This window comes from Allobosea sp. 05T433, from assembly GCF_056396065.1.
Genome location: NZ_JBFTKS010000003.1, coordinates 15,982 through 27,954, shown reverse-complemented (window position 1 = coordinate 27,954; position 11,973 = coordinate 15,982). Strand labels below are relative to the sequence as shown.

Here is an 11,973-nt window from a genome sequence, read left to right as displayed (position 1 = left end):
GTGGTACAGATGTGAGGAACGGCACGAGTATGCCTTGGAGCAACCAGAGCGGCGGTAGCGGTGGCGGCGGGGGAGGACCCTGGGGCCAGCGCGGAAGTGGTGGCGGCGGCGGCGGCCCGTGGGGGCAGGGCCCCGGAGGCAGTGGCGGTGGTTCGCCACCGGATCTGGAAGAAATTTTGCGCCGTAGTCAGGATCGGTTGAAGGATTTGCTGCCGGGCGGCAATCTCGGCGGACGTGGCCTGGTTCTCGGCATCCTGGCCCTGATCGTGATCTGGCTGATGACGGGCTGGTATATCGTCCGGCCGAACGAGGTTGGTCTCAACCTCCGCTTCGGCAAATATATCGGCAAGACCGGCGAAGGCCTGAACTACAACTGGCCCTACCCGATCGGTAGCGTGATCAAGCCCCAGGTCACCAATGTGATCACGACGGAAGTCGGCTTCCGCACCATCGAATCGGTCCGCACCTCACGCCAGACGGATGTCGGCGAAGAGAGCCTGATGCTGACCGGCGACGAGAACATCGTCGATATCGACGTGATCGTGCAGTGGCAGATCGATCCGGCCGCGCCGGAGAATTATGTCTTCAATATCCAGGATCCGCCGGGCACGGTGAAGGCTGTGGCCGAGAGCGCGATGCGCGAGGTGATCGGCCAGCGCAACATCCAGCCCGTGCTGACGACGGATCGTGCCGCAATCGAGACCGAAGTGCGCCAGTTGATGCAGGAGACGCTCGACAGCTACAAGGCTGGCGTGCAGATCCGCCTCGTCCAGCTGCAGAAGGTCGATCCGCCGCAGCAGGTCATCGACGCGTTCCGTGACGTCCAGGCGGCGCGCTCCGACCAGGAACGCCTGCGCAACGAGGCGCAGACCTATGCCAATCGGGTCGTGCCGGAATCGCGCGGTCGTGCGGCGCAACTGGTCCAGTCGGCGGAAGCCTTCAAGGAGCAGACCGTCGCGGAAGCGCGCGGCCAGGCCAGCCGCTTCAATGCTGTCTATCTGCAGTACAAGGCGGCGCCGGCCGTGACCCGCGAGCGTCTCTTCCTCGAGACGATGGAGCGTGTGCTCGGTGGCACCGACAAGATCATCCTCGACCAGAGGGGTAACGGGCAAAGTGTCGTGCCTTACCTGCCGCTGAACGAGCTCCAGCAACGGCGCGCTGCGCCGGGTGCGCCGCAGGCGGGAGCGACCCGATGAACGGTTCCATCCTGCGCATTGGTGCGCTTGTCGTCCTCGCCGTCGCCGCGATCGTCTTCTATGCCGCGACCTTCGTGGTCCAGCAGACCCAGTCGGCCATCGTGTTGCGCTTCGGCGCGGTCCGCAGCGTCGTCACCGCTCCGGGCATCTACCTGAAGCTGCCGGCCCCCTTCGAGCAGGTGACGCTGCTCGACAACCGCATCCTCGATCTCGACCTTCCCGCCCAGGAAATCATCGCGTCGGATCAGAAGCGGCTCGTCGTCGACGCCTTCACGCGCTACCGGATCTCCGATCCGCTGCGCTTCTATCAGGCGGTGAACAACATCCCGCGGGCCAACTCGCAGCTTGCCTCGATCGTCAATGGTCAGGTTCGCGCGGTCCTCGCGGATGCCAGCTTCATCTCGGTGGTCCGGACCGACCGGTCGCGGCTGATGAGCCGTATCCGCGACGACGTGAACCGCGAGGCGGCCCGCTTCGGCATGACGGTCGTCGATGTCCGCCTGCGTCGGGTCGATCTGCCGCAAGCGAACTCGCAGGCGGTGTTCCAGCGCATGCAGACCGAGCGTCAGCGCGAAGCTGCCGAGGCGCGTGCGCTTGGCGCCCAGCAGGCGCAGGAGATCAGGGCCCGCGCCGAGCGTGACGCGACCGTGATCGTCGCCGAAGCCCAGCGTCGTTCCGACGAGATCCGAGGCGAGGGCGAGGGCGAGCGGAACAAGGTCTTCGCCGAGGCTTTCGGCAAGGATCCCGAGTTCTTCACCTTCTATCGCTCGATGCAGGCCTATGAGGCGAGCATCAAGCCGGGGGACACGCGGATGCTGCTTTCGCCGGATTCGCCGTTCTTCCGCTACTTCAACGACCCTACGGGACGTCCCCAGAGCTCGGCTGCAACGCCGGCCCCGGCGGCCAATCCCTGATCGATAGCGAGCGTCGCGTATGCTGGATTTCATCGCGGCGCTCGGCCTCGTCTTCGCCATCGAAGGCATCTTGTTCGCAGCGATTCCAAATCTGGCGAAGGATGCGTTGCGCAGCGCAGCGGAGACGCCAGCAGACCGAATGCGGCTGATCGGTATCGGTTCAGCCGTGTTCGGGGTGCTCCTCGTCTGGCTAGTGCGCATCGGGGTGTAGAAGCGGCGGTCGGAATGCCTGGTGACGTGATTGTGTGTCGCCCTTCCGCCGCAATTTGAGGTTCAATCTCTAGGCCAACATCCTGGCCGCACGATCGGCCTGCTTCTTCACGAGGACCCTGATTGATGGCACTGAAAATCGTTTCCGCTTCCGGACTTGCGCGGGCCGCGCTCGTGGCCGGCGTCGCGGCGCTGCCGATGCTGGCGACGCCTGTGATCGCCCAGCCGCCGACGGGAGTGTCGCCGCTGGTCCAGGGGCAGATCTCGCTCGCCGACCTGGCCGAGCGGGTGATGCCGGCGGTGGTCAATATCTCGGCTGTCACGACGAGCGACACGCGCAACCGCAACCTGCCGCAACTGCCGCAGCTCGGCCCCGATACGCCCTTCGGCGATCTGTTCGAGGAGTTCTTCAACCGCCGCGGTCAGGGCCAGCAGGGCCAGGGTCAGGGCCAGCCGCCGCAGCAGCGACGGTCGCAATCGGCCGGCTCGGGCTTCGTGATCGATTCCTCCGGCATCGTCGTCACCAACAACCACGTCATCGGCGACGCCAACGAAATCACGGTGATCTTCAACAGTGGCCTGCGCCTGAAGGCGGAGATCATCGGCAAGGACACCAAGGTCGATCTCGCGGTGCTGCGCGTGAAGCACGACAAGCCGCTCGATGCCGTCAAGTTCGGGGATTCCGACAAGATGCGGATCGGCGACCCTGTCATGGCGATCGGCAATCCGTTCGGCCTCGGCAGCTCCGTGTCGTCGGGCATCGTCTCGGCCCGCAACCGCGATATCCAGCAGGGCCCCTACGACACCTATATCCAGACCGATGCGGCCATCAACAAGGGTAATTCCGGCGGCCCGCTGTTCAACATGGCCGGTGAGGTCATTGGCATCAACACCGCGATCCTGTCGCCGACCGGCGGCTCCGTCGGCATCGGCTTTGCCGTTCCCTCGTCGCTGGCGGTGAATGTCGTCGATCAGCTCCGTGAGTTCGGCGAGACCCGCCGCGGCTGGCTCGGCGTCCGTATCCAGAGCGTCGACGACGCCACCGCCGAGGCGCTCGGTCTCGGCACGGCGCGCGGCGCGCTCGTTGCCGGCATCGATGACAAGGGCCCGGCCAAGCCGGCGGGGCTTGAAGTGGGCGATGTCATCGTCAAGTTCGACGGTAAGGAAGTGAAGGATTCGCGCGATCTGCCGCGGATTGTCGCCGGTACGGCGGTCGGCAAGGATGCGCCGATCACGGTGGTCCGCAAGGGCAAGGAAGTCGTCAAGACGGTCAAGCTCGGCCGGCTCGAGGATGGCGAGAAGGTCCAGCAGGCCTCTGCCAAGCCGAATGCCGAACCGGCCAAGCCTGCCGTGACCACGGCCTTGGGTCTGGAGCTCTCGCAGCAGACGGACGAGCTCAGGAAGCGCTACTCCATCAAGGACGGCACCAAGGGCGTTGTGATCACCAAGGTCGATCCCAACTCCAATGCCGCGGACAAGCGCATCTCGATCGGTGAACTGATCGTCGAGGTTGGCCAGGAGGCGGTGAACTCGCCCGAGGATGTGACCAAGCGCCTGGATACGCTGAAGAAGGAGGGCAAGAAGTCGGCTCTGCTTCTGGTCGCGAACGGGCAGGGTGAGGTTCGTTTCGTCGCGGTCACGATGAACTGACCAAGCTGGTCTTGGACAGGATCAAGGGCGGCCCTCGTGGCCGCCCTTTTCATTTCTCCGGATTGCGATCAGGCCGATGAGCAATTTGCATTGGTTGCGCTCCGCCCGGTGTGCGATCAGGGCGACGAGCAGGGGAGTGGATATGCGATGCGGATGAGCGAAATTCCTTTCGGAACGGTCGACTGGAGTTCAGTGGAGCCGGTGCGTCACCCAGGCGAGAAGGGCGAGGCGATCTGGCGCACGCGTTTCTTCGGACCGGCGGATAATGCGATCAGGGTTCGCATGGTCGAGTACTCCGCGGGCTACGTCTCGGATCACTGGTGCTCGAAGGGGCATGTCCTGCTCTGCCTCGAGGGCGAACTGGAGACCGTGCTGGAAGACGGTCGCGCTTTCACGCTCCGGCCTGGCATGAGCTATCAGGTCGCCGATCAGGCCGAGGCGCATCGCTCACAGGCGCCCAGGGGCGCGAAGCTGTTCATCGTCGACTAAAGCATCGGCCCGAAAAGTGGATTGCGGTTTTCGGGAAAGCCGATGCAGACACAAAGAGCATCGGCCGAAAGGCGGACTGCGGGGCGATGCAGACACCGAAGCCTGGATTATCGGGCGGGATTCGCGATCCGGTGCGATAATTCAGGCTTGGATGATCTCGTCGCCGCGATAGCCCTGAGCGTAGAGCAGCGCCGTCAGGTCCGCGTGGTCGAGCCGGGCATCTGCCGCAGCCGCAACCGCCGGCTTCGCTCTGAAGGCGACGCCAAGCCCGGCCTCGCCGAGCATCGCGAGATCGTTGGCGCCGTCGCCGACCGCCAATGTCGCGGCCCTTGAAAGGCTGCGCTGCTCGCGCAGTTCGACAAGCGAGTCCAGCTTGGCCTGTTTGCCGAGGATCGGGGCTTCGACTTCGCCGGTCAGGACGCCGTTTGCGACAAGGAGCGTGTTCGAACGATCTTCGTCGAAGCCGATCGTCGCGCCGAGCGGGCCCGTGAACACGGTGAAGCCACCCGAGACCAGCGCCGTATAGGTGCCGTTGGCGCGCATGGTGCGCACCAGTTGCCGGCCTCCGGGCGTCAGCGTGATGCGCTCGCGGATGATCTCGTCCACGACCGATGCCGGAACGCCCTTCAGCAGCGCCACGCGCTCGCGCAGCGCCGGTTCAAATGCAATCTCGCCGCGCATGGCGCGTTCGGTGATGCTTGCGACCTTGTCCTTGAGTCCGACATAGGCGGCGAGCTCGTCGATGCATTCCTGACCGATCATGGTCGAATCCATGTCGGCGAGGAACAGCGCCTTACGACGCGTCGCCGCCGGCTGGACAATGATATCGACCGCGGTTCCGTCGAGCGCTGCACGAATGTCGGCTTCGAGCTTGCGTGCGTCCGCCCCATCCGCGAAGAGGTCTGCTGCGACCTCGCCATCCAGGCGGGCTTGCCGGGTTACGCCGGATACGGCATTGGCGAGACGCGTCAGCAGGGCGTCGTTCAGCAGCGCCTGGCCGTGAGCGGAAACAAGTGTCGCGACGAGCATGAGAAGGACCGATTGAGCGTGGCGTACAGGGCGGTGCTCATCGCAGGTCCTACGGCGAGCGGCAAGTCCGCGCTGGCGATAGAGATCGCGCGCCGCTTTGGCGGAACCGTCGTCAATGCGGATTCGATGCAGGTCTATGCCGATCTGCGGATCATCACCGCGCGGCCGACGATCGACGATGAGGCGATGGTTCCTCATCGTCTCTATGGCCATGTCGACGGCGCCGTGAATCATTCGGCGATGCGCTATGTCGCCGATGTCAGCGCGATCCTTGACGAACTGGCGGGCAACGGGTCGCTTCCCGTGTTGGTCGGCGGGACGGGGCTCTACTTCAAGGCGCTGACCGAGGGCCTTTCGGAAATCCCGCCGGTGCCCGAGGCGGTTCGCTCGGCCTTTCGTGCCCATGCCGAGGCGCGCGAGACGGCTGCGCTCCATGTCGAACTTCAACGCTGCGATCCCGTCATGGCCGAGCGGCTGCGTCCGAGCGACCGCATGCGGATCATGAGAGCGCTGGAAGTCTTTGCCGCGACCGGGCGGTCGCTGGCGAGCTTTCAGGGCGCACGCAAGCCGGGCCCGCTGGACGGGGGAGCGCTGCTTCAGCTCTTCGTCTCCCCCGAACGCGATCTGGTGCGTGCCCGCATCGATCGACGCTTCGAGCAGATGATGGGGGAGGGCGCCCTGGAAGAAGTTGCGGCGCTGCGGGCGCGCGGGCTCGATCCCCTGCTGCCGGTCATGCGCGCGCATGGCGTGCCCGGCCTGATCGCCCATCTCGACGGGGCGCTCAGCCTCAAGGAAGCCATTGCCAGGGGGCAGGCCGACACGCGTGCCTATGCGAAGCGCCAGGTCACATGGTTCCGTCACCAGATGGCGGGCTGGCATGCTGTAGCACCCGAGGCCGCTCTCGGCTTTGCGCTCCGCGAGCTGGAGACACGGGCCTGAGATCAGGCGGCTTCGGCGACGTCCGCCCCCGCGAAGCGGATACAGTCGCGGCCTTCGTGCTTGGCGCGGTACAAGGCACTGTCGGCGCGCGCGAAGAACTCCGCGAAGCTCTCCGCACTCTCGCGGGTCGCGACCCCGAGGCTCGCAGTGACACGCAGGGACATCGTCTCGGAGGTCGGCAGTTCGCGCATCGTCAGTGCGTCCTGGATACGATGGGCGATGCGCATCGCCGCCGCGGAGCCGGTGCGCGGCAGGAAGACGGCGAACTCCTCACCGCCGAAACGCCCCACCAGATCGCGCTCGGGCCTGACCAGGCCAAGCAGGAGATCGGCGAAGGCCCTGATCACGGCATCGCCGGCGACATGGCCATGCGTATCATTGACGCTCTTGAAGTGGTCGATGTCGACGATGATCAGGGACGCGTCGTCACCGTCCGTTTCGCACGCGAGGATCTCGCGATTGGCCTTCTCGATGAAGGAGCGCCGGTTCAGGAGCGCGGTCAGCGGATCTGTCTCGGCAAGGCGGCGCAGTTCCTGCTCGCGTTCCTCGCGCTGGCCGATCTCATGTGACAGCGCCCGTCGGGTCGCGCGCTCCCGGCCGATCTCGAGCGCCAGCGTTGCGGCCCGGCTCTGCAGCGTCAGGTTCGCGATCATCAGCTCGGAGATGTCGGTGAGCGTGATCACCAGCCCGTCGCCGAGCGGCGCCAGTGCGAGCTGGAGCCAGATCTCACGGCCATTCACCGTAAAGCTGGATTCGAAGATGTCGTTGCGGCGCAGCTCGATGGCATAGAGGCAGCGGCGCCAGATCATGGCGTCAGAGAGGAAGGGCAGGCTCGTGCGGGCGTCCGTGTCGAGCAGGTTCTCGTCGGGATGGCCCGCCATCAGTGCTGCGCGGCGATTAGCGGTGATGATGATCGTGCGCTCGATATTGCCGTCATCGTCGCGTACGGCCCGCAATGCGACAATGCCGCTGGGCGAGGTCTCCAGAACCGTGGTCAGCAGTTCCTCGCGGAATTGCAGCGGCCGGCTGAAGACGACAAGGAAGCGATCGCCATTTGCGCCGGTGGTCGGCAGGACCAGTCGCTCCCACAGGCACACCCGGACGGTCTTGAGGGAGCGATGCACCGTATACATCGGCTTGCCGTGCGTCAGGGCCTGATCATAGCATTGGATCGTGAACCGGGCGACCTGAGGGGTCATCTGCGAGATGCGTTCGCCCTGCCGGCTGCCGCCGACATAGCGTGTGATTTCGCGGCCGTAATGCTCATAGCGATAGTCGCCGTCTCCGGTCGGGACACACACCATGAGGTCGTCCCCGAAGCGGGGCATGAGGTCCTCGAGCAGCGCCTCGTAGGAGACGCCGCCTGCGCCAGGGGCATGCAGGGCAAAGCGCTGCAGAAGTTCGGCCACTTCCGGTGCATGGGCGCGTTCGACGATATTTTCGGTGTGCACTTCCTGATACATGGCGGCCCCGTTTCGCGCGCAAGGACCTTAGCAAGGCCGTTCTTGAAAAAGTGTTCCCTTTCGTCATGGGATTTTCGGAACTGAGGGCCATGAGTTTTTGCAGCTTGACCATGCCAAACCGGTCGTCTAGCGTGCCGCAATTATCGCAAAGGATGTCGGGCGCGATGCGCAAGCTTATTCTCGTACGGGTGCGCTGGTAGGGGGCGGTTGAACAAACCGCTTGGCCCCTGACGCCAGCGCACGCCCAGGCCCCTCCGAGGGCCTTTTTTATTGCCCGATTTTCCCTGAACTGACCCGAAGACCCCCGAGGAGAGCGACATGAGCGAGATGATGACCGGCGCGGAAATGGTCGTCCGTGCGCTTCAGGATCAAGGCGTCGAACATCTGTTCGGCTACCCCGGCGGCGCCGTGCTGCCGATCTATGACGCGCTCTTCCTCCAGGACAAGGTGAAGCACATTCTGGTCCGGCACGAGCAGGGTGCCGTCCATTCAGCGGAGGGCTATGCGCGCTCCTCGGGCAAGGTTGGCTGTGTCCTGGTGACCTCCGGTCCCGGGGCGACCAACGCCGTCACCGGATTGACCGACGCGCTGCTCGACTCGATCCCGGTTGTCGTCATCACCGGGCAGGTCCCGACGCATCTGATCGGCTCCGACGCCTTCCAGGAATGCGATACGGTCGGCATCACGCGTTCCTGCACCAAGCATAATTATCTCGTGAAGAGCATCGCGGATCTGCCGCGCATCCTGCACGAGGCTTTCTATGTCGCCGCTAACGGCCGTCCCGGGCCGGTCGTCGTCGACATTCCGAAGGACATCCAGTTCGCCAAGGGCGAGTACACCCGCCCGCGCGACAACCAGCACAAGACCTACCGTCCGACGGTCAAGGGGGACCTGAACAAGATCAGGGCCGCAGTCGAACTGATGGCCAAGGCGAAGCGCCCGATCTTCTACACTGGCGGCGGCGTCATCAATTCCGGCACGCACGCCTCGGCGCTGCTGCGCGAACTGGCGCGGCTGACCGGCTATCCTGTCACCTCGACACTGATGGGGCTGGGCGCTTTCCCGGCGGCCGACAAGCAGTGGCTCGGCATGCTGGGCATGCACGGCACCTACGAAGCCAATCTTGCGATGCATGACTGCGACGTCATGATCAATATCGGCGCACGCTTCGACGACCGCATCACCGGTCGGCTCGACGCCTTCTCGCCGCACTCGAAGAAGATCCATGTCGATATCGACCCGTCCTCGATCAACAAGAACGTCAAGATCGACATCGGCATCGTCGGTGATTGCGCCCATGTCCTGGAGGACATGGTCCGGATCTGGCGCGAGACGAGCCCGCAGGTCGACAAGGAGGCCTTGAAGGGCTGGTGGGAGCAGATCAGCGGCTGGCGCGCGCGCAACAGCCTCGGCTACAAGCAGTCCGGTGCGGTCATCAAGCCGCAATACGCGATCGAGCGGCTCTATGAGCTGACCAAGGACCGCGACACCTACATCACCACCGAAGTCGGCCAGCACCAGATGTGGGCGGCGCAGTACTTCCACTTCCAGGAGCCGAACCGCTGGATGACCTCCGGCGGACTCGGCACCATGGGCTACGGCCTGCCGGCGGCAATCGGCGTGCAGATGGCCCATCCGAAGGCGCTTGTCGTCGACATCGCCGGCGAAGCCTCGATCCTGATGAACATGCAGGAGATGTCGACGGCGGTGCAGCACCGGCTGCCGGTCAAGATCTTCATCCTGAACAACGAATATATGGGCATGGTTCGTCAATGGCAGGAACTGCTGCATGGCGGGCGTTATTCGGAGAGCTATTCGGCTTCGTTGCCCGATTTCGTGAAGCTCGCGGAAGCCTATGGCGGCCACGGCATCCGCTGCTCGGATCCGGACCAGCTCGATGATGCGATCCGCGAGATGATCGATACGCCAAAGCCGGTGATCTTCGACTGCCTTGTTGCGAAGGAAGAGAACTGCTTCCCGATGATCCCGTCGGGCAAGGCCCATAACGAGATGATCCTGCCCGATTTCGAGGGAAATACGGGCGATATCATCGATGCCAGGGGCAAGCAGCTTGTCTGACGATCGGCACGCGGGCGAGGAGGCGCGGGCATGAGCACGATCGGCCTGATCGGCGGCATGAGCTGGGAATCGACTGCGGTTTATTACCGGCTGCTCAATGAGCGGGTGCGCGCCCTTCGGGGCGGGCTGCACTCGGCGGATGTGCTGCTGCATTCGCTCGATTTCGCGCCGATCGCCGAGATGCAGGCGAGCGGGGACTGGGCTGCGGCCGGCCATCTCCTGGCCGACAGCGCCATCCGGCTCGAGCGGGCGGGCGTGAACTGTATCCTGCTGTGCACCAATACCATGCACAAGCTGGCGGACCGGATCACGGCTGCGACTCGCGTGCCGTTCCTGCATCTGGCCGACGTGACCGCGACGGCGATCCGCAAAAGCCCGTCGCGGCGGCCGCTATTGCTGGCGACGCGCTTCACGATGGAACAGGCTTTTTATCGCGAGCGCCTCGCTGCGTTCGGCGTCGAGGCCATGGTTCCCGATGCCGAACAGCGCGACGATGTCCATCGCATCATCTACGAGGAACTCTGCCGTGGCCGGATCGAGCCTGCCTCGAAGGCACGCTATCTCGACATCGTCGCAGCGGCCGTAAAGCAGGGCGCGGACGGGGTGATCCTTGGCTGCACCGAGATCACCCTCCTGGTCTCGCAAGCGGATTTCGACATCCCGGTCTTCGACACGACGGCGCTGCATGTCGAAGCGGCGCTCGATTTCGGCCTGGAAACGGCGAGCCAGGCGGCATGAAGCTCCTGATCGGAAACAAGTGCTACTCGTCCTGGTCGCTGCGGGCCTGGCTCGTGCTGCGCGCCAAGGGCATTGCCTTCGATGAGAAGCTCGTCCTGCTCGACGAGCCTGGCTTCAAGGAGGCGATCTTCGCCGAGGCTCCGGGCAGCGGCGGCACCGTGCCAACGCTGGTCGACGGGGACATTGCGGCGTGGGAGACGCTCGCGATCCTGGAATACCTGCATGACAGCTATCCCGATCTCGGGATCTGGCCAAGGGACCGGGCGGCGCGCGCCCATGCCCGTGCCATGTCGAGCGAGATGCATGCCGGCTTCTTCGCGTTGCGCCGGGCCTGTCCGATGAATCTCGGCAAGCGCTTTGCGGCACGCGATCGCGGGGGCGACGTCGCGAAGGATGTCGCCCGTATCACTGCACTCTGGCGCGAGGCTCGCTCCCGCTTCGGCGAGGCGGAGGGAGGGCCCTTCCTCTTCGGCGGCTTCTCGGCAGCCGATGCCATGTATGCGCCCGTCGTCACAAGGCTCGATACCTATTCGATCCCGGTCGACCCGGTCAGTGCGGCCTATATGGCCGCGGTGCTCGACCATCCCTCCTATCGGGATTGGCTGAAGGCCGCCCTGGCCGAGCCCTGGATCGTAACCCAGGACGAGGTCGACGAGCCCGCCATCGCCAATCTCCGTCACGTCTAGTTCCGAATTCCGCTTCAGCTCCTGCAGGTGTCCGATGCCGACGTCAGCCACGCATTATCCGAACGCTCCCAAGATCCAGCCGGTCGCCCGCCACACGCTGGCGGTGATCGTCGACAATGAACCGGGCGTTCTCGCCCGCATCGCCGGGCTGTTCTCGGGCCGCGGCTACAATATCGAGAGCCTCACCGTCTCGGAAACCGAGCACGAGAAGCACATCTCGCGCATCACCGTGGTCACGTCGGGCACCGCCAACGTCATCGAGCAAATCAAGGCACATCTCGACCGGCTGGTGCCCGTGCACCGGGTCGTCGACCTGACGCTGCAGGGCGAGGCGCTGGAGCGCGAGCTTGCCTTGGTCAAGGTCGTCGGCAAGGGCGACCATCGGGTCGAGGCAATGCGGCTTGCGGCGGCTTTCGGCGCGCGCACACTCGATGCCTCCCTGACCTCCTTCGTCTTCGAGCTCACGGGCTCGACCGAGGAGATCGAGCGGTTCATCAAGCTGATGACCGTGGTCGGGCTCACCGAAGTCTCGCGCACCGGCATCGCGGCGATGAGCCGTGGCCCTGAGGCGATGTGATCT

12 protein-coding genes are annotated in these 11,973 nt (G+C 64.8%); 10 read left to right on the top strand and 2 right to left on the bottom strand.

Going from position 1 to position 11,973, the window contains the following annotated elements; all coding sequences use genetic code 11:
* Positions 1–29 precede the first annotated feature (29 nt).
* From hflK to AC1DGP_RS04355, 5 genes are all read left to right on the top strand, one after another.
* Positions 30–1,196 (top strand): FtsH protease activity modulator HflK, encoded by a 1,167-nt coding sequence (gene hflK, locus AC1DGP_RS04375; protein WP_441489263.1) that lies wholly within the window; start codon positions 30–32, stop codon positions 1,194–1,196.
* A complete protein-coding gene (gene hflC, locus AC1DGP_RS04370) occupies positions 1,193–2,110 on the top strand; it encodes a protease modulator HflC (RefSeq protein ID WP_113513693.1) in 918 nt (305 codons plus the stop codon). Before hflK ends, hflC begins: the two co-directional genes overlap by 4 nt.
* 19 nt (positions 2,111–2,129) lie before the next feature.
* Positions 2,130–2,321 carry a DUF2065 domain-containing protein gene (locus AC1DGP_RS04365; protein ID WP_043237452.1) on the top strand — a complete coding sequence of 64 codons (192 nt, stop codon included), beginning with the start codon at positions 2,130–2,132 and terminating at the stop codon, positions 2,319–2,321.
* Positions 2,322–2,446: 125 nt separating this feature from the next.
* On the top strand, positions 2,447–3,970 hold the full coding sequence (locus AC1DGP_RS04360) for a Do family serine endopeptidase (RefSeq protein WP_476831757.1): 1,524 nt from the start codon (positions 2,447–2,449) through the stop codon (positions 3,968–3,970).
* A 153-nt stretch (positions 3,971–4,123) separates the two neighbouring features.
* Entirely contained in the window at positions 4,124–4,459 is a 336-nt protein-coding gene (locus AC1DGP_RS04355) for a DHCW motif cupin fold protein (protein WP_476831756.1), read from the top strand.
* A gap of 141 nt (positions 4,460–4,600) precedes the next feature.
* On the opposite strand, the gene serB is transcribed toward AC1DGP_RS04355, so the two are convergent.
* Positions 4,601–5,488 (bottom strand): phosphoserine phosphatase SerB, encoded by an 888-nt coding sequence (serB, locus tag AC1DGP_RS04350; protein WP_476831755.1) that lies wholly within the window; start codon positions 5,486–5,488, stop codon positions 4,601–4,603.
* 18 nt (positions 5,489–5,506) lie between these two features.
* Between serB and miaA the strand changes: the two genes are divergently transcribed.
* A complete protein-coding gene (gene miaA / locus AC1DGP_RS04345) occupies positions 5,507–6,427 on the top strand; it encodes a tRNA (adenosine(37)-N6)-dimethylallyltransferase MiaA (RefSeq protein ID WP_476831754.1) in 921 nt (306 codons plus the stop codon).
* Between the two features lie 2 nt (positions 6,428–6,429).
* On the opposite strand, the gene AC1DGP_RS04340 is transcribed toward miaA, so the two are convergent.
* A complete protein-coding gene (locus tag AC1DGP_RS04340) occupies positions 6,430–7,890 on the bottom strand; it encodes a GGDEF domain-containing protein (RefSeq protein WP_441489257.1) in 1,461 nt (486 codons plus the stop codon).
* Positions 7,891–8,208: 318 nt separating this feature from the next.
* Here AC1DGP_RS04340 and AC1DGP_RS04335 point away from each other — a divergent pair, with 318 nt between their 5' ends.
* The 4 genes from AC1DGP_RS04335 to ilvN are packed head-to-tail and all read left to right on the top strand — an operon-like array spanning position 8,209 to position 11,970.
* On the top strand, positions 8,209–9,969 hold the full coding sequence (locus tag AC1DGP_RS04335; RefSeq protein ID WP_441489256.1) for an acetolactate synthase 3 large subunit: 1,761 nt from the start codon (positions 8,209–8,211) through the stop codon (positions 9,967–9,969).
* A 30-nt stretch (positions 9,970–9,999) separates the two neighbouring features.
* Positions 10,000–10,707 carry an aspartate/glutamate racemase family protein gene (locus AC1DGP_RS04330; RefSeq protein WP_476769030.1) on the top strand — a complete coding sequence of 236 codons (708 nt, stop codon included), beginning with the start codon at positions 10,000–10,002 and terminating at the stop codon, positions 10,705–10,707.
* A complete protein-coding gene (locus AC1DGP_RS04325) occupies positions 10,704–11,393 on the top strand; it encodes a glutathione S-transferase family protein (RefSeq protein WP_476831753.1) in 690 nt (229 codons plus the stop codon). Before AC1DGP_RS04330 ends, AC1DGP_RS04325 begins: the two co-directional genes overlap by 4 nt.
* Before the next feature lie 34 nt (positions 11,394–11,427).
* Positions 11,428–11,970, top strand: a complete 543-nt coding sequence (ilvN, locus tag AC1DGP_RS04320) for an acetolactate synthase small subunit (RefSeq protein WP_069879874.1) — start codon at positions 11,428–11,430, stop codon at positions 11,968–11,970.
* Positions 11,971–11,973: the final 3 nt, after the last annotated feature.

Bases quoted from the DNA above. Each gene is read 5' to 3' on its own strand.
- hflK (WP_441489263.1), top strand. From the start codon at position 30: ATGCCTTGGAGCAACCAGAGCGGCGGTAGCGGTGGCGGCGGGGGAGGA.
- hflC (WP_113513693.1), top strand. From the start codon at position 1,193: ATGAACGGTTCCATCCTGCGCATTGGTGCGCTTGTCGTCCTCGCCGTC.
- AC1DGP_RS04365 (WP_043237452.1), top strand. From the start codon at position 2,130: ATGCTGGATTTCATCGCGGCGCTCGGCCTCGTCTTCGCCATCGAAGGC.
- AC1DGP_RS04360 (WP_476831757.1), top strand. From the start codon at position 2,447: ATGGCACTGAAAATCGTTTCCGCTTCCGGACTTGCGCGGGCCGCGCTC.
- AC1DGP_RS04355 (WP_476831756.1), top strand. From the start codon at position 4,124: ATGAGCGAAATTCCTTTCGGAACGGTCGACTGGAGTTCAGTGGAGCCG.
- serB (WP_476831755.1), bottom strand. From the start codon at position 5,488: ATGCTCGTCGCGACACTTGTTTCCGCTCACGGCCAGGCGCTGCTGAAC.
- AC1DGP_RS04340 (WP_441489257.1), bottom strand. From the start codon at position 7,890: ATGTATCAGGAAGTGCACACCGAAAATATCGTCGAACGCGCCCATGCA.
- AC1DGP_RS04335 (WP_441489256.1), top strand. From the start codon at position 8,209: ATGAGCGAGATGATGACCGGCGCGGAAATGGTCGTCCGTGCGCTTCAG.
- AC1DGP_RS04330 (WP_476769030.1), top strand. From the start codon at position 10,000: ATGAGCACGATCGGCCTGATCGGCGGCATGAGCTGGGAATCGACTGCG.
- AC1DGP_RS04325 (WP_476831753.1), top strand. From the start codon at position 10,704: ATGAAGCTCCTGATCGGAAACAAGTGCTACTCGTCCTGGTCGCTGCGG.
- ilvN (WP_069879874.1), top strand. From the start codon at position 11,428: ATGCCGACGTCAGCCACGCATTATCCGAACGCTCCCAAGATCCAGCCG.